The sequence below is a fragment of the Variovorax boronicumulans genome (assembly GCF_030812215.1).
In the GTDB taxonomy this organism is placed as follows: domain Bacteria; phylum Pseudomonadota; class Gammaproteobacteria; order Burkholderiales; family Burkholderiaceae_C; genus Variovorax; species Variovorax boronicumulans_C.
Genome location: NZ_JAUSSG010000002.1, coordinates 103,334 through 120,122 on the forward strand (window position 1 = coordinate 103,334; position 16,789 = coordinate 120,122).

The following is a 16,789-nucleotide window of genomic DNA, read 5'->3' on the forward strand; positions in this document are numbered from 1 at the left end:
GCATTACTGCAGCCGGACCAGCGACGACAGCTGCGCGAACCGTTGCGGGGATCGGAAACGCAGATGGAACGCATAGATCGATGCCAGGAATCCGGCTGCCAACACACTGAAGGCCAGCGCGTAGCTCGGTCCGGCGGGTAGCCCGGACAAGAGCTGGACATGGGTGATCATCTGCCACAGGAAGAATGTCAGCACGGCCGCGCTGATCACCGGTGCAAACAGCGATCGCCATCGCGAAACCTTCATTGGATGCTTCCGGAAAAACACAATGACGGCCATCGCAGCAAGAACCTGGCAGGTCAACACACCGACCGCGGAAGGAACGCTCGCCCAGGGCAGAACCTGGAGCATCGGATCCAGACCCGCCACCGCACACAGCAGAACCAGCATCGCCGATATGCACAGCGTTACCGCGGACGCCACGTGCGGGGATCTGTGCCTGTGGTGCATTCCATCTCGACGGCGCAGTGATGCCGAGCTTCGCAAGCGGCACGGATATCTCGCTAGACGGCACCTCCCACTGTCGACACGGCGGCACGCAAGCCGGGCAGATAGCTGTCCAGGCCGAAGCCGCAGATCTGGCCCTTCACGATGTCCGCGAACACCGAGTGATGCCGGAATTCCTCACGCGCATGGATGTTGGACATGTGCAGTTCGACCACCGGTACCGTGAGGATCCGCTGAGCACCGCGCGCTGGATGTGCACCTGCACCACCTCCCGAGGCTGCTGCTGCGGCAGCCAGTACTCGCGGACTCGTGCGGATATGCGACTGAATACTCTCCGCTGCAGGCGCGCGAATGCCCGTGCTCAGGTGGACGTGTGCGTGACTTGCGAGGAAATCCGGATCGAGCCCATCATCTCGATGAACTTCGCGGGCGGCTGTCTCGATGGCTTCATCGAGATCGTTTGTGTGCACGTGTTCCGCCCGCATGGGTAGAGGGGGTGATCCACGGCAATCAATGCGACGCGATGGACATTGGTCGACGCTGCTCGGAGACCACCATCGACCACATGATCGCCGATGCGCAGTACCGCTACTTTGCAGGCGCCGTGCTCAAGCAAAAAAGGCCTTGCGCGGCCCATTCCCGATGACTACATGCACGCAAAGCGGGAGGCGCGGACTTATGCGGCCAGATCATTTCGTGGAACGTGCCAGCCATCATGGTGGCTTCGAAGCGCTCGCCGTCGCGGGCGGCCAGCGCGCAAGGGCGCCCGATGCGGTCAACGTCGAAGAGCCCGCCACCGGCAGCGCCGACATGCAGCGTCTGAAGAGCCGTATGAAGAAAGCCGCCGGCCGCAACACCGCCGCGCCCGATGCCGACTGCCAAGAACGATTGGAGCGCAGCGCTGCGCGAGAACGATGTGGGCGCCTGAGCCCGCCCCATCCTTTTCCAATCTGCAAGACCCGCCATAACAGACCGAGGCCAGTGCGTAGCCGCCCTTTTCCACGCCAGCCCACAACCGCCGGCCTCAAGAAGTCCTCCAATCAACATTCCCAGAACCTCGTTTGTGGAAAATCAGCCACATCGTCAAGGCAGATGAGTTTGCCGGTATTTCTGTCGGTATTTCCGAGGACCGAGCGCGAAAAACCAAGTTTTCATGCGCCTTCCGACAGAAGATTCGATCCCCTCCGGGGGCCAACTAAGTTTTTGATTTAGTTGGATTTTTCCCAAATCCCTCGAAATTCCAAGCCCCTTACAGCGGCACAAAGCGGCCTCTCGCCATCCCAAAAGGTAGCGGTGCTACCCGGGTTTCTCCTATTCTTCTGAGCCATGGCACAGAACATCCAAGAGTGCACAAGACCTTCACAACGAGCACTTGGCCGCTTCTCTTGAAGATCCGCGCACTGCGAAGCTCACACGCCTCCTGAGCTACCTAAAGAAGTTTTGAGTATGTTGAACTGCCGCTGAATCGCGAGCACATGCTTTCGAACGTTTTCAGCTGCAACTTCATCGTACTGGTCGCGAGTGCCTGGCTCGACGACGCTAGAGTCGTGACGATGGGTCTCCCATCGTTCGATCGAGCCCTCGAGAAAAGAAAGCTGATCGCGGAGGTTGAGCAACGCCGCGACTCCCGCGGCGGAACCCAGCTCATGGACGGGAATTCCACTCAAGGCCGTAGCGAGGCTGCGGACAATCGATTTGTCGTACTCCCTGAAGAATCGGGCGAGATCGATTTTCTGCTCATCAAAGATCGCGCCGATTTCCGAGGCTCTCGATTGAGCCGCTGCAGCAATGGCAACGATAGCCTTCCGACGCTCACTCTCGGTCCGTTCAGCGAGAAGGTGTTGCTGCCTGAGGGCAGCTCCTGATTGGCGCTCCCCAACCCAATACGCACCGGCAATCGCGAGGACTGATCCGAAAGCCTGAATCCAACCCGACCACTCGGCCTTCGTCATGCACAGGGGCCACCAGTCGATAGCGAGCAGGCAGTACTCGGGTGTTGGCATTCAGGTTCTCCTCGTTGGGCGCGCATCGTAGCGCGCGGCGAGCCTGATGCCAGTTCAGTCCTCTAGGTCGAACTGCATCTGCAGCGTCCGAATGATCTGCGCGATGTCGGCGCGGTGCGTGCCGCGGTCGCTCACGACGCGCACGGTCCAGTTGGGGCCGTCATCTTCAGACGGCATGCCGACCACACCTCCGCGGTGCACATCCGTTTGCTGGCCTCGAAGGCCGGGCAGGGCTTCAATGCGCTGGATCAGCATCTGCTGCAGCTGCTTGGCGGTGCGGGTGGGCTTGGGCATTTGTTTGACCTACTTCTTCAGCGAGTCTTTCCACTGCCACCAGGCTTGGTTGTGCGCCTCTGTGATGCTGCGATACGTCTCACCGTCACCCGGAAGGGATTCGAGACTGGGACGTTCGATCGAGTGAATCGTGACCGCCTCTCCGTCCTGATGCATCACCACACAGGCGCGATGCCCGTCCCACTGCATTTCAAGTCGGACCACGTTCGGCTCGGACTTCTCCATCTCGCTTCCCCCAAAATAGTTAGGAGAGGCATTTTGAATCTCCTCGACACCTCTCCTGACCTTGAGCGCGCCAAGAAAATCCCTTATCCGCAGCGGGGCCGGCACGGGCAATTTGCTTCCCTCGGGGCAGATCACATTCGGCTTCGCCGCCCTTCGTAGCGCGCCCGCATGTCCGCGCGCCACTTCGACGGCAAGAGCATCCAATGCGGGGGAACGGACGAGGGAACATTTCGAACGCCAACGAAGGGAACCGAGTGCTGCCGCGGCCTGCAACTCGACCTTCACCGCCCCTCCTCCGGCCATCTCAAGAAACCATGACGCTCCACGAGCCGTCATGGGAAGCCCGGATCCCGGGCCAGCACCTCATCACGTATAGCGCTTCTCCAGCGCATCCCACTCCGGCTTGCCAACCAGCCGCTGGCGTTCCGCAAAGGTCGTGACCAGCCCGCTCGATTCCAGCACCTGCTTCTCATCGCGCAGCACGGTCAAAGCCTTCTGCATGCCGGCAACTGCCCCTTGCAGCGCCGCATTCGCATAAAGCACGATCCCATACCCCAGCTCCCCCAGATCCGTCGCATTGAAGATCGGCGTCTTCCCGCCGATCACCATGTTCATCAGTTGCGGCTTGGCAAGACGCTGAGGCAGCGCGCGAATTTCTTCCGCAGTGGTGACCGCTTCGACAAACAGGATGTCCGCGCCCGCCTCGGCGAACTTCTGCGCGCGCTCGACCGCAGCCTCGAAGCCGTGCACGGCAGCCGCATCAGTGCGGGCCATGATCAAAAGATCCTGGTCCTGCCGCGCATCGACGGCTGCCTTGATCTTGTTCACCGCTTCCTCCGTCGAGATCACTTCCTTGCCCGAGAAATGCCCGCAGCGCTTGGGCGCCACCTGGTCCTCGAACTGGATGCAGTCGGCACCCGCGCGCTCGAGCGTGCGCACCGTATGGCGCACGTTCAACGCATTGCCGAAACCCGTGTCGGCATCGACGATCAGCGGCACCGACACCGCGTCGCGAATGCGCGCCGTGTGGTCGGCAATTTCGGCGAGGCCCATGAAGCCCTGGTCGGGCATGCCGAACCACATGTTGGTAACGCCGGCGCCAGTGATGTAGATCGCCTTGAAGCCCAGGTCTTCGACGACCTTCGCCGACAGCGCATTGAACGCGCCCGGAACGATCAGGCCGCGGCGGGCTTCGGCGAGGGATTTGAGTTGCTTGCGGGTGGACATTCGAAAAATTCCAATCAATCAATCAGAAACTGTCGCCGGGAACGCGGACCCAGCCTTCCATCAATACGCGGGCACTTCGGCTCATCAGGGCCTTGGTCACCACCCATTCGCCATCGTCGCCTTTGCGGGCCTCGGCACCAACGCGCAGCGTGCCCGACGGATGGCCGAAGCGCACCGCCTCGCGTTCGCCCCCACCGGTCGCCAGGTTCACCAGCGTGCCGGGAATCGCCGCGGCAGTACCGATGGCGACGGCGGCCGTGCCCATCATGGCGTGGTGCAGCTTGCCCATCGACAACGCACGCACCAGCAGGTCGACATCCGCCGCCTGCACTGCTTTGCCGCTGGAGGCGGTGTAGTCCTTCGGCGGCGCGACGAACGCGACCTTGGGCGTGTGCTGGCGCTTGGCGGCTTCGGCGATGTCCTTGATCAAGCCCATCTTCACGGCGCCATGCGCGCGGATGGTCTCGAACATCGCCAGCGCCTTCGCATCGCCGTTGATCGCGTCCTGCAACTCGGTGCCGGTGTAGCCGATCTCGGCGGCGTTGACGAAGATGGTGGGAATGCCCGCATTGATCAGCGTGGCCTTAAGCGTGCCGACGCCGGGCACCTCGAGGTCTTCGACGACCTTGCCGGTCGGGAACATCGCGCCGCCGCCTTCGCCGTCGCCCTCGTCGGCCGGATCGATGAATTCCAACGGCACTTCGGCCGCCGGAAACGTCACACCATCGAGTTCGAAGTCGCCCGTCTCCTGCACCTCGCCCTCCACGATCGGTACGTGGGCGACGATGGTCTTGCCGATGTTGGCTTGCCAGATGCGCACGGTGCAGGTGCCGTTCTGCGGCACGCGCGCCCGGTCGATCAGCCCCTGCGCAATCGCGAACGGCCCGACCGCTGCCGACAGGTTGCCGCAGTTGCCCGACCAGTCGACAAAGGCGCTGTCGATGGAGACCTGGCCGAAGAGGTAGTCGACGTCGTGGTCCGGCCGCGCCGAGCGCGACAGGATCACGGTCTTGGAGGTGGACGAGGTCGCCGCGCCCATTCCGTCGATCTGCTTGGCGTAGGGGTCGGGGCTGCCGATCACGCGCAAGAGGAGCGCATCGCGCGCCGGGCCCGGTTGCTGTGCCGGCTCGGGCAGGTCCTGCAGGCGAAAAAACACGCCCTTGCTGGTGCCGCCGCGCATGTAGACGGCAGGAATCTTGATCTGGGGAGCGGATGCCATGGCGTTGGGGATGGTGACGGTAACGGTGGTTGTCTCAGGCGGCGAGGCGGCTCTCGGCCAGGAAGTCTTGCGCAAAACGCTGCAGCACGCCGCCCGCCTCGTAGATAGACACTTCCTCGGCGGTGTCGAGCCGGCATGTGACCGGCACCTGCAGCACCTCGCCGCTCTTGCGGTGCACGACCAACGTGAGATCGGCGCGCGGCCTGGGCTCGCCGGCCACGTCGTAGGTTTCGGTGCCGTCCAGGCCCAGCGTGAGCCGCGTGGTGCCGGGCTTGAACTCCAGCGGCATCACGCCCATGCCGAGCAGGTTGGTGCGGTGGATGCGCTCGAAGCCCTCGGCCACGACGGTTTCCACACCCGCCAGCCGCACGCCCTTGGCGGCCCAGTCGCGGGACGACCCCTGGCCGTAGTCGGCGCCGGCCACGATGATCAGCGGCTGCCGGCGGTTCAGGTAGGTCTCGATGGCTTCCCACATGCGAACGACCTTGCCTTCGGGCTCGATGCGCGCGAGCGATCCCTTCTTCTGCACGCCGTCGACCACCGCCATCTCGTTGACGAGCTGCGGGTTGGCGAAGGTGGCGCGCATCGCCGTGAGGTGATCGCCCCGGTGCGTAGCGTAGGAGTTGAAGTCTTCTTCCGGCAGGCCCATCTTCGCCAGGTACTCGCCAGCGGCGCTGTCCAGCAGGATCGCGTTGGAGGGCGACAGGTGATCGGTGGTGATGTTGTCCGGCAAGAGGGCCAACGGCCGCATGCCGCGCAACGTGCGCGGCACAGCAGCGAGCGCGCCCACGCCTTCGCTGTCCCAGTACGGCGGGCGGCGGATGTAGGTGGACCGCGGGCGCCAGTCGTACTGCGGACTCACCTTCTCGCCGCTGTCCGGGTGGATCGCGAACATCGGCTCGTACACCTTGCGGAACATCTCGGGCCTGACCGAAGCTGCGACGATCGCGTCGATTTCTTCATCGCTCGGCCACAGGTCGGCCAGGCGAATTTCCTTGCCGTCGACCACATCCAGCACATCGCGTTCGATGTCGAAGCGCATCGTGCCCGCGATCGCATAAGCCACCACCAGCGGCGGCGAAGCGAGAAAGGCCTGCTTGGCATACGGGTGGATACGCCCGTCGAAGTTACGGTTGCCCGAGAGCACCGCGGTGGCGTACAGGTCCCGCTCGATGATCTCCTGCTGGATCTTCGGCTCCAGCGCGCCCGACATGCCGTTGCAGGTGGTGCACGCGAAGGCGACGATGCCGAAACCCAGCTGCTCCAAGTCGTGCAGCAGGCCGGCATCGCGCAGGTACAGCTCCACCGTTTTCGAGCCCGGTGCCAGCGACGACTTGACCCACGGCTTGCGCTTCAGGCCCAGCCGGTTGGCGTTGCGCGCGAGCAGGCCCGCGGCAATCACGTTGCGCGGGTTCGAGGTGTTGGTGCACGAGGTGATGGCCGCGATGACGACGGCACCGTCGGGCATCAACCCCGCCGCCTCCTGCTGCCGGGCCTCGGCCAGGCCGACAGCGATCTCGCGCTCGGCCAATTGCGAAGTCGGCAGGCGGCGGTGCGGATTGGAGGGGCCGGCCATGTTGCGCACGACGCTCGAGAGGTCGAACTTCAGCACGCGCTCGTAGCTGGCGGTCGCGAGCGCATCGCCCCAGAAGCCAGCGGTCTTCGCATAGGTCTCGACCAGCGCGACCTGCGCGTCTTCGCGGCCCGTGAGCCGGAGGTAATTGAGCGTCTGGTCGTCGATGTAGAACAGCGCAGCGGTGGCGCCGTACTCGGGGCACATGTTGGAGATGGTGGCGCGGTCGCCGATCGTGAGGCCCCGCGTGCCCTCGCCGAAGAACTCCAGGTACGCACCGACCACCTTCTCCTTGCGCAGGAATTCGGTCAGCGCCAGCACGATGTCGGTGGCGGTGATGCCGGGCTGTCGCCGTCCGCTCAACTCCACGCCGACGATGTCGGGCAGCCGCATCCACGAGGCGCGGCCCAGCATCACGTTCTCGGCCTCCAGGCCGCCGACGCCCACCGCGATCACGCCCAGCGCATCGACGTGCGGCGTGTGGCTGTCGGTGCCCACGCAGGTGTCGGGGAAGGCCAGGCCGTCCTGCACGTAGACCACCGGAGACATCTTCTCCAGGTTGATCTGATGCATGATCCCGTTCCCCGCCGGGATCACCTCCATGTTGGCGAAGGCGCGCTTCGTCCAGTCGATGAAATGGAAGCGGTCTTCGTTGCGGCGGTCTTCGATCTGCCGGTTCTTCTCGAAAGCTTGCGGATCGAACCCGCCGCACTCCACGGCCAGCGAATGGTCCACGATCAGCTGCACCGGCACCACCGGGTTCACCTGCGACGGGTCGCCGCCCTCGGCCGCGATGGCATCGCGCAAGCCGGCCAGGTCCACCAGCGCGGTCTGGCCCAGGATGTCGTGGCACACCACGCGCACCGGAAACCACGGAAAGTCGCGATCGCGCCGCCGCTCGATGAGCTGCAGCAGGCATTCGTCGAGGATCGTGAGGTCGCAGCGCCGCACCAGGTTCTCGGCGTGCACGCGCGCGGTGTAGGGCAGCGTGTCCCAGGCGCCGGGACGCAACGCATCGACCGCGGCGCGGGCGTCGATGTAATCCAGCGTGGTGCCGGGGAGTTGTTTTCTGTGTCGTTCGTTCATCGTGGCGAATCGGTCGGGGACGGTGGCGCCACGGCTCGCGCCGCTGGCTTCCCGAGGCCCCAGTCATTGGACATGCGAAATCCCGTGCAGCAACAGCAGTTCAGACGCGGGCTTCGATCGGCACGAACCGGAGATCCTCCGGTCCGGTGTAGTTCGCGCTCGGCCTAATGATCTTGTTGTCCACGCGCTGCTCGATCACATGCGCGGCCCAGCCGCTGGTGCGCGCGATGACGAAGAGCGGCGTGAACATCGCCGTGGGCACGCCCATCATGTGGTAACTCACCGCGCTGAACCAGTCCAGGTTGGGGAACATCTTCTTGACCTCCCACATCACGGTCTCCAGGCGCTCCGCGATGTCGAACATCTTGGTGGAGCCGGCCTCTTCGGACAGCGATTTCGCCACGCCCTTGATCACCACGTTGCGCGGATCGCTCACCGTGTACACCGGGTGCCCGAAGCCGATGACGACCTCCCTGGCCTCCACGCGGCGGCGGATGTCGGCCTCGGCTTCGTCGGGCGCGTCGTAGCGCTTCTGGATCTCGAAGGCGACCTCGTTGGCGCCGCCGTGCTTGGGGCCGCGCAGCGCGCCAATGGCGCCGGCGATGGCCGAGTGCATGTCGCTGCCGGTGCCGGCGATCACGCGCGCGGTGAAAGTGCTGGCGTTGAATTCGTGCTCGGCGTACAGGTTCAGCGAGGTGTGCATCGCGCGCACCCAGGCCTCGGTGGGCTTCTGGCCGTGCAGCAGGTGCAGGAAGTGGCCGCCGATCGAATCGTCGTCGGTCTCCACCTCGATGCGCTTGCCCTGGCTGCTCCAGTGGTACCAGTACAGCAGCATCGAGCCGAGCGAGGCCATCAGGCGGTCGGCGATGTCGCGTGCGCCAGGCAGGTTGTGGTCGTCCTTCTCGGGCAGCACGCAGCCCAGCGCCGAGACGCCGGTGCGCATCACATCCATCGGATGCGCACCGGCGGGCAGGCTCTCCAGCGCGGCCTTCACGTTGGCCGGCAGGCCGCGCATCGCCTTGAGCCGCGTCTTGTAGGCCCTGAGTTCGGCGCGCGTGGGCAGCTTGCCATGCACCAGCAGGTGGGCGATTTCCTCGAACTCGCAGACCTCGGCGATGTCCAGGATGTCGTAGCCGCGGTAGTGCAGGTCGTTGCCGGTTCGGCCCACGGTGCACAGCGCGGTGTTGCCCGCGGTCACGCCCGAGAGGGCAACGGATTTCTTGGGCTTGAAACCTGCGGCTGCGGCGGCTGCGGCGGGTGCCGCGATTTGGGTCGTAGTGGTGGTCATGCGGTTTCCTTGTTCAGATAGGAGCGATCGAGGCCGGTGGGACGGCCGGCGGCGTCGACCGCCACCATCTCGAACACACCCTTGAGGACTTCTTCGGCGGGAACGCCCGGCAGGTCGGCGATGCCGGTCACGCACACGGTCATCGAGCAGCGGCCGATGCGGCTCACCCAGCCGCGCAGGATGAGCTGGTAGCCCGCCGGCACGGGAGCGAGAAAGGCGACGCTGGTCACGCCGGCCATCACCACCTCGCGCTGCGCCAGGCCGCGTGCGGCCAGGAAGGCAGCCTTGCTCATCAATTGCAGGCCCTGGCCGGCGAAGAGCGTGCCGCGGTGATTGGCATGCGCCGGCAGCACCAGCTCGCGGAGTTCGGTTGTTCCAACGGGTGTCGTCATGGTTCGCAATCTACGCAGATTGCGCCCTTCGCATAAGGACTGAAAGGGCGAAGTCTTGCGAAGGCGATCGCAAGCTATTGCGAATCCTGCGAATCCTGCGAATTCCTGGGGCGACCCACCCCGGGCGCCGCCGGGCTACCTAGGTTCGACCGGCGCGCCGGGCCGGGTCTTCGCCGAGACGCGACGCGTCAGTCGGTGTCTCCCACGTCGTCCATTGCCATCAGGCTCGCATCGTCGCCCTCTTCCCGAGGCCCTACGCCCAGGTCTTCCGACAGCCCCTTGAGCACGACGTAGCCCGCCTGCAGCGCATCGCCGTAGGTGGCAAAGCCCGTGGCGGCCTCCATCAGCGGTTCGAACTCCATCGAGTTGTCGAAGGATTCGAGGAGCACCCAGAAATAATCCCCGGCGTCGTGTTGGTCGACGGTCAGGGCGATGGAGATGAGTTGGCCAGCCATGGGCGCATGGTGGCGCGGTCAGGTGACAGTCGCGCGAAACGGCTGTGAAGGTTCTGCTGCGCGCAGCGCGGCCCCGCGATCGTGATTTGGTTGGCAGGCCCGCCCGCGAACCGTCGCCAAAACACTACGTTCCTGCGCGTATCCAGCCTTCACGACCGTCACTGCAATCGGCGATGCTCGGGTCATGTCCACGGCACGCTCGCAACCGACTTTTCGCCCCGCCTGGCGCATCGCGGCGTCGATCTACACGGTCGCCGGCGTGGTGTGCGTGCTGGGGACAGCGGCCGTGCCGGAAAGCGACGCGGGCATGCTGGTCGCCATCGCGGGCGGCCTGCCATGGTCGTTGGGCCTGCTCACGCTCGACCTCTCGCCCGGCGTGGCGAACACCGCGCTGCTGCTGCTCGCGGGCAGCTGGGCGGTCAATGCGGGCCTGCTGTGGTGGCTGGCGCTGCGTCGCACCGGGTCGCCCCGACACGACGCGAGCCTGTCGAGCCACGCGGCAAAGCGGCCCAGGTAGCACCTGCGCCCGCGTGCAGCGAAAGAAGCTGCCCCGCCGACTGCGCATTCCGGATGTTTCGATGCGATCATTTCGCGGCGCATGCATCCCTGCGTCACGAGACCCCGATTGCCCGAATCCGAGAACAAAGGAAGACAAAACGATGCCCAGACCCCTGCACGCCAATTCGCCGCTGATCGGCGTTCCCGGCGGCCGCCACCTGCTCGACACCCCCGCCCTGCTGATCGATTTGCCCGCGATGACCCGCAACATCGAACGCATGGCCGCCTTTGCCAAGGCACGCGGCATTGGCCTCAGGCCCCACGTGAAGACCCACAAGTCGATCGAGATCGCGCGGCGCCAGGTGGCCGCCGGTGCCATCGGCGTGAGCTGCGTCACCATGGGCGAGGCGGAAATCATGGTCGACGGCGGCATCCGCAGCGTGCTGATCACCTCGCCCGCCGTCACGCCGAGCAAGATCGCGCGCCTCGTCAAGCTGGCGGAGCGCGCGGCGCCCGGCGGCGTGATGGTGGTGGCCGACAACCTGGCCAATGTGGCCGACCTGGCCCGGGCCGCGAGCGGGCTGCTGCATCCGCTCCCGGTGCTGGTCGACTATGGCGCAGGCTACAACCGCACCGGCGCCGCGAACGAGGCGCAGGTGCTCGCCCTGGCGGCCGCCATCGCCGCCGAGCCGAGCCTGCGGCTGCGCGGCCTTCAGGCCTATGCGGGCAACCTGCAGCACATCGTGGCGCGCGAAGAGCGCAGCGCGGCGGCCGCAGCGCTGCGCGAAACCGTGGCGGGCATCGTCGCGGCGGCGCGGCGCAAGGGGTTCAACTTCGAGATCGTCACCGGTGCCGGCACCGGCACCCACGACCTCGATTCGGAACAGAACGCCTTCACCGAACTGCAGGCCGGCTCCTATGTCTTCATGGACGCGGAATACACGCAGGTGCTGGCCGCCGGCACCGAGCCCTCGCCGTTCGAGGTGGCCCTCTTCGTGCAGACGGCCGTGGTCAGCACCAATGCGGCGGACTGGGTCACGGTGGACGGAGGCACCAAGTGCTTCGCCACCGACGGCGGCGTGCCGCTGGTCGCGCGCGGCACCGATGCCGCGAGCCGCTACGCCTTCTTCGGCGACGAGCACGGCAAGCTGATGCCCGCGGGGCCGCGCCCTGCACTCGGCACGCGCATCGAATTCGTGACGCCGCACTGCGATCCGACGGTGAACCTGCACGACGTCTATCACGTGGTCGAAGGCGGGGCGCTGGTGGCGATCTGGCCGGTGGACGCGCGCGGGAAGCGATAGCCACGTACAGCCGCGCGCACGGCATAAGGAAACTCGGAAAGCGTATTTCCAAGGCGAGCGGTGCCGGGGCACAGTCCTGCCCCAATGGCCATCACTCAAGACACACCGCGCACGGCGCGCGCCAATGCGGCGCCGGCCGCGCCCTCTTCCCGACAACTCCTCGCGCGCTTTCGCCCCATCTTCAACCGCATCGCCGTGCATGCGGCTCAGCGCGAAAACGATCGCGAACTGGCCCATGAGCCGGTCGCCTGGCTAAACGCCGAGCGCTTCGGCGCCCTGCGCGTGCCCGCCGAATACGGCGGCATCGGGGCGTCGGTCGAGCAGCTGTACGACCTGCTCATCGAACTCGGCGAAGCCGACTCCAACCTGCCGCAGATCCTGCGCGCGCACTTCGGCTTCATCGAACGGCTGTTCGCGGAGATCGATCCGTCGCTCCACGGCCCGTGGATGCGGCTGGCGGCCGAAGGCGTGATCTTCGGCAATGCCACCACTGAACTCGGCGAAGGCGCACTCGGCGTGCTGCAGACCACGCTGTCGCGCGACGGCGATGCGTGGCGTCTGGACGGCGACAAGTACTACAGCACCGGCACGCTCTACGCCGACTGGATCTCGGTCTCGGCCCAGCGCCTGAACGCCGACGGCAGCAGCGACCGCGTGATCGCGCTCGTGCCCTCGGAGGCCGAAGGCGTGGAGCGCGTGGACGACTGGCGCGGCTTCGGCCAGCGGCTGAGCGCATCGGGCACCACGCGCTTTCGCAACGTACGGGTGAAGCCCGAGAACGTGCTGCTCTACGTGCGCGACCAGCCGACGCCGCTCACGGCACATTTCCAGCTCACGCATCTCGCCACGCTGGCGGGCATCGCACGCGCCATCGTGCGCGACGCGGTCGCCTTCGTGCAGCCGCGCAAGCGCGTCTACAGCCACGGCAGCGGCGACACGCCGCGCGAAGATCCGCTGGTGCAGCAGGTCATCGGCCAGTTGGCGAGCACCGCGTTCATCGCGGCCTCCACCGTCCAGGCCGTGGCGCGCGGGCTCGGCGAAGTCGACCGCTTCCGCCAGCGCGGCGAGCCCGTTCCCGAGAGCCTGCCCTTCGAGGTGGAACTCGACACCGCGAAGGCGCAGGCCGGCATCGTCGACGCGGTGCTGCAGGCGGGCACACGGCTCTTCGACATCGGCGGCGCCTCTGCGCTGCAGGAAGACCGCCGGCTCGACCGCCACTGGCGCAACGCGCGCACGCTGGCATCGCACAACCCGACGATCTACAAGGGGCGCGTGGTCGGCGATCACCTGCTCAACGGAGCAAGGCCGACGTTCTACTGGGCGGTGGGAGCGATTGCGGCCTGACGGCGCAAGAAAGAGACAGGAACGAAAGCCTCAGACGCGAGGCAGCGCGGCAAGGAAAGTGGAGACAACGATCGCGGCAGCGCGATCCAGTTGCAGGATGTCGGCCACATCGAAGGCATGCGGCGCGGTGCGTCCGCTCGCGCCGAGCGGCTTGCGGATCTCGACAAGCACTTCGGCCGCGAGTTCGCGATCGCTGCGCGGTCCGCCGTCGGGATGCATCACCCACTCATCGACTTGATCGAACGGAATGCTGCGGAAAACCCCGACGATGGGGATGTACTTGTAGCGATCCTCGCCCACCAGGATGGGCACGCTGAGGTTACAAAAAAACGTGGTCGTCGACATGCGGGGCCGCCGTCGCTAGGCAAAGCTGTCGATTGTTAAGGAGTGCGCGTTCAGGAGCCATCCTTCCAAGGGACTACTCCCTGACAAGACGTGATCTTCTGCACACAAAGTGATTCCATTTCCTTCCACCTCCCCCATAAAACAACTACTTAATTCTTACACACAGATACCCGATGTGTGTTAAATGCCGACTTATTCGGCACCCAGAATGCGTAAATCGTTCGGAAAAGGGGGCGCCACGCTTCCTTTTCGGAGCGCGGACGGTGCAACGCAGCGGTGGCTTGCCGGTCAGGCGGGTGGATCGAAACGCGGGGCGCGGCGCTCGATGTTGGCCTTCACGGCTTCGGCCTGGTTCGCGCTGCCGATCAGCGCCTTCTGCTCGACCGATTCGGCCATCAGCAGCTCCGCGGCGCTCTGCGACATGGCCGCATTGAGCAGGCGCTTGCCCGCACGAATCGCATCGGGACTCTTGCCCGCGACCTCGTGCGCCATCTGCAGCGCATCGGCCAGCGGATCGGCCGACAGGCGCGTGGCGAAGCCGATCTGCAGCGCCTCTTCGCCCGAGAAGATGCGCCCGGTGAAGGTGAGCTCGCGCACCACGTCACTGCGCGCCAGTTCCCGCATCAACACCATGCCGGCCATGTCGGGCACGAGGCCCCATTTGATTTCCATCACCGACAGCTTCGTGTCGGGCGCGACGATGCGGATGTCCGCTCCCAGCGCCACCTGAAGGCCGCCGCCGAAGGCCACGCCGTGCACCGCGGCGATGACCGGCACCGGCACCTCGCGCCAGACCATGGCGACGTGCTGCGCGGCGTTGGAAATGCCGTGGGTGCGCTTCACCAGATCGGCAGCCGCCGCGCCCTCCCCCAGCACGCCCTCGCCCGCGCCCTGCTGCATGCGCTCGAACGAAGCCATGTCGAGCCCTGCGCAGAACGCCTTGCCGCGGCCGGAAATCACCACGGCGCGCACCGCCGTGTCGCCGCGCAGGGCTTCGCCGGCTTCGATCAGCGCGTCGAACATCGCGGGATCGAGTGCGTTCATCTTGTCGGCGCGGGCCAGCTGCAGTTCCACCACGCCGTCGGGGTGGCGGGTCCATTCGATGCGATCGCTCATGCGTGTCTCCTTGTGGGGTTCGTTGTGGGTTTTGGCCAGTATCGCCCGGCATGGCGGCTGGGCGATGATGGCGGCTGTCGCCTACCCAACACCTCTGCCATGCCGCTGGACCGTCGCCACTTCCTTCTTCAATCGGGCTCGGCCGCCGCCGTGGTGGCGCTGTTCGGCCAGGGTTGTGCATTGCCTTCTGCGGCCCGCAGCGGCAATACGCTCGGGTTCACCGGCGTGCCCGTGTCCCTGCGCGATGCCGTCGTCGTGCCGCCCGAATACGAATGGCAGCTGCTCTACCCCTGGGGTACGCCCACCGGCATCGCGGGCCAGATGCCGGCCTTCGCACCGGACGGCTCCAACAGCGCCGCCGATCAGGCCGTGCAGGCCGGCATGCACCACGACGGCATGCACTTCTTCGCACTCGATTCGCGCGGCGAGCGTGGCCTGCTCGTGATGAACCACGAGTACACCGACGAGCAACTGCTGCACACCGACGGCGTCAAGGCATGGACCGCGGACAAGGTGCGCAAGTCGCTCCACGCGATGGGCGTCTCGGTGATCGAGATTCGCCGCACGCCCACCGGCTGGCAGCAGGTGCAGCCCTCGCCCTTCGCGCGCCGCATCCATGGCAACACGCCGATGCGCATCGCCGGCCCGGCGGCAGGCACGGCCTTGATGCGCACCGCCGCCAACCCGGCCGGCGACCAGGTCTTCGGCACCTTCGCCAACTGCGCGATGGGGGTCACGCCCTGGGGCACGTATCTCACCTGCGAGGAGAACTTCCACGGCTACTTCGGCGGACCGAAGGAAGCGGCAAAGGACCTGACGGATGCACAGCGCCGCTACGGCACGGTCCCGGGCACGCAGTGGGTCGAGTACTGGCGCTTCGACGAACGCTTCGACCTTGGCCGCCACCCGAACGAGCCGCATCGCTTCGGCTGGGTGGTGGAGATCGATCCGTTCGATCCAGCATCCACGCCCGTCAAGCGCACCGCGCTCGGCCGCAAGCGCCAGGAGAGCGCCACCTGCACGACATCGAAGGACGGCCGCGTGGTGGTCTACATGGGCGACGACGCGCGCTTCGAATACATCTACAAGTTCGTGAGCCGCGAGAAGGTGCGCCCCGGCACCGACGCTGGAGCGCGCGCCGCCAACCGCCACCTGCTCGACGACGGCACGCTCTACGTCGCGCGCTACGACGCAGGCGGACGCGGCCGGTGGCTCGAACTCACGCACGGCCGCAACGGCCTGGATGCCGCCAACGGCTTCGCCGACGCGGCCGAGGTGCTGATCCACGCCCGCCTCGCGGGCGACATCGTCGGCGGCACGAAGATGGACCGCCCCGAGTGGATCGCCGTGCATCCCACGAGCGGCGAGGTGTACGTCACCCTCACCAACAACAGCCAGCGCGGCGACCCCGGCAAGCCCGCGCCCGATGCCGCCAACCCGCGCGCCGACAACCTCTTCGGCGGCATCCTGCGCTGGAGGGAGGACGGCGGCGACGCGGCGAGCACCGGCTTTGCCTGGGACCACTTCACGCTCGCCGGCGACCCCGCGCAGCCGGGGAGCGGCGCACGCTATCCCTCGGCCGACGCCGACATGTTCGGCAGCCCCGACGGTCTGCATTTCGACAGCGGCGGCCTGCTCTGGATCCAGACCGACATGAGCGGCCAGGTGATCGGCAAGCCCGCCTACGCGTCGCTCGGCAACAACCAGATGCTGTGCGCCGACCCTGCCACCGGCCGGATCAAGCGCTTCCTGACCGGACCGAACGGCAGCGAGATCACCGGCTGCGTGGTCACGCCGGACCGCCGCACGCTGTTCGTGAACATCCAGCATCCGGGCGAGGCACGCGACGACGGCAGCGCGACGCACAACAGCGCCTGGCCCGACGGCACCGCGCCGGGCTCCGCGCGGCCGCGTTCGGCGACCCTTGCGATCCGTCGCCGCGACGGCGGTATCGTCGGCACCTGACGAGAAGA

17 protein-coding genes and 1 pseudogene are annotated in these 16,789 nt (G+C 66.2%); 4 read left to right on the forward strand and 14 right to left on the reverse strand.

Annotated elements, in window-relative coordinates:
• Positions 1 to 3: 3 nt before the first annotated feature.
• The 12 genes and pseudogenes from J2W23_RS06630 to J2W23_RS06685 all read right to left on the reverse strand — a co-directional run bounded on the left by J2W23_RS06630 (position 4) and on the right by J2W23_RS06685 (position 10,209).
• Positions 4 to 390, reverse strand: a complete 387-nt coding sequence (locus tag J2W23_RS06630; protein ID WP_307648142.1) for a hypothetical protein — start codon at positions 388 to 390, stop codon at positions 4 to 6.
• Between the two features lie 113 nt (positions 391 to 503).
• Positions 504 to 686: pseudogene (locus J2W23_RS31395) on the reverse strand (type II 3-dehydroquinate dehydratase); the annotation flags it as partial.
• Between the two features lie 349 nt (positions 687 to 1,035).
• On the reverse strand, positions 1,036 to 1,329 hold the full coding sequence (locus J2W23_RS06640) for a hypothetical protein (protein WP_176656838.1): 294 nt from the start codon (positions 1,327 to 1,329) through the stop codon (positions 1,036 to 1,038).
• 527 nt (positions 1,330 to 1,856) lie between these two features.
• On the reverse strand, positions 1,857 to 2,450 hold the full coding sequence (locus J2W23_RS06645; protein ID WP_307648143.1) for a hypothetical protein: 594 nt from the start codon (positions 2,448 to 2,450) through the stop codon (positions 1,857 to 1,859).
• 54 nt (positions 2,451 to 2,504) lie between these two features.
• Positions 2,505 to 2,744, reverse strand: coding sequence for a hypothetical protein (locus tag J2W23_RS06650; protein WP_307648144.1), 240 nt, complete (start codon positions 2,742 to 2,744; stop codon positions 2,505 to 2,507).
• A 9-nt stretch (positions 2,745 to 2,753) separates the two neighbouring features.
• A complete protein-coding gene (locus J2W23_RS06655) occupies positions 2,754 to 3,254 on the reverse strand; it encodes a hypothetical protein (protein WP_307648145.1) in 501 nt (166 codons plus the stop codon).
• 81 nt (positions 3,255 to 3,335) lie between these two features.
• Positions 3,336 to 4,196: an isocitrate lyase/PEP mutase family protein gene (locus J2W23_RS06660; RefSeq protein WP_307648146.1), complete on the reverse strand. Its 861-nt coding sequence runs from the start codon at positions 4,194 to 4,196 to the stop codon at positions 3,336 to 3,338.
• A 22-nt stretch (positions 4,197 to 4,218) separates the two neighbouring features.
• Positions 4,219 to 5,415 (reverse strand): 2-methylaconitate cis-trans isomerase PrpF, encoded by a 1,197-nt coding sequence (gene prpF, locus J2W23_RS06665; RefSeq protein WP_307648147.1) that lies wholly within the window; start codon positions 5,413 to 5,415, stop codon positions 4,219 to 4,221.
• 34 nt (positions 5,416 to 5,449) lie between these two features.
• The gene (gene acnD / locus J2W23_RS06670; RefSeq protein ID WP_307648148.1) at positions 5,450 to 8,074 is read right to left on the reverse strand and encodes a Fe/S-dependent 2-methylisocitrate dehydratase AcnD; all 2,625 of its coding nucleotides are present in this window, start codon (positions 8,072 to 8,074) and stop codon (positions 5,450 to 5,452) included.
• A 100-nt stretch (positions 8,075 to 8,174) separates the two neighbouring features.
• Positions 8,175 to 9,362 (reverse strand): bifunctional 2-methylcitrate synthase/citrate synthase, encoded by a 1,188-nt coding sequence (prpC, locus tag J2W23_RS06675; protein ID WP_307648149.1) that lies wholly within the window; start codon positions 9,360 to 9,362, stop codon positions 8,175 to 8,177.
• A complete protein-coding gene (locus J2W23_RS06680) occupies positions 9,359 to 9,754 on the reverse strand; it encodes an acyl-CoA thioesterase (RefSeq protein WP_307648150.1) in 396 nt (131 codons plus the stop codon). Before J2W23_RS06680 ends, prpC begins: the two co-directional genes overlap by 4 nt.
• Before the next feature lie 188 nt (positions 9,755 to 9,942).
• On the reverse strand, positions 9,943 to 10,209 hold the full coding sequence (locus tag J2W23_RS06685; protein ID WP_176656832.1) for a hypothetical protein: 267 nt from the start codon (positions 10,207 to 10,209) through the stop codon (positions 9,943 to 9,945).
• Positions 10,210 to 10,393: 184 nt separating this feature from the next.
• On the opposite strand from J2W23_RS06685, the gene J2W23_RS06690 reads away from it, so the two are divergent.
• From J2W23_RS06690 to J2W23_RS06700, 3 genes are all read left to right on the forward strand, one after another.
• Positions 10,394 to 10,726, forward strand: a complete 333-nt coding sequence (locus J2W23_RS06690; RefSeq protein WP_307648151.1) for a hypothetical protein — start codon at positions 10,394 to 10,396, stop codon at positions 10,724 to 10,726.
• 142 nt (positions 10,727 to 10,868) lie between these two features.
• Entirely contained in the window at positions 10,869 to 12,011 is a 1,143-nt protein-coding gene (locus J2W23_RS06695; RefSeq protein WP_307648153.1) for a DSD1 family PLP-dependent enzyme, read from the forward strand.
• A gap of 84 nt (positions 12,012 to 12,095) precedes the next feature.
• Entirely contained in the window at positions 12,096 to 13,355 is a 1,260-nt protein-coding gene (locus tag J2W23_RS06700; protein ID WP_307648154.1) for an acyl-CoA dehydrogenase family protein, read from the forward strand.
• Between the two features lie 30 nt (positions 13,356 to 13,385).
• On the opposite strand, the gene J2W23_RS06705 is transcribed toward J2W23_RS06700, so the two are convergent.
• Both J2W23_RS06705 and J2W23_RS06710 read right to left on the reverse strand, forming a co-directional pair.
• On the reverse strand, positions 13,386 to 13,700 hold the full coding sequence (locus J2W23_RS06705) for a hypothetical protein (protein ID WP_013542063.1): 315 nt from the start codon (positions 13,698 to 13,700) through the stop codon (positions 13,386 to 13,388).
• A gap of 288 nt (positions 13,701 to 13,988) precedes the next feature.
• Positions 13,989 to 14,816: a crotonase/enoyl-CoA hydratase family protein gene (locus J2W23_RS06710; RefSeq protein WP_307648155.1), complete on the reverse strand. Its 828-nt coding sequence runs from the start codon at positions 14,814 to 14,816 to the stop codon at positions 13,989 to 13,991.
• A 99-nt stretch (positions 14,817 to 14,915) separates the two neighbouring features.
• Between J2W23_RS06710 and J2W23_RS06715 the strand changes: the two genes are divergently transcribed.
• Positions 14,916 to 16,781, forward strand: a complete 1,866-nt coding sequence (locus J2W23_RS06715; protein ID WP_307648156.1) for a PhoX family protein — start codon at positions 14,916 to 14,918, stop codon at positions 16,779 to 16,781.
• Positions 16,782 to 16,789 lie beyond the last annotated feature (8 nt).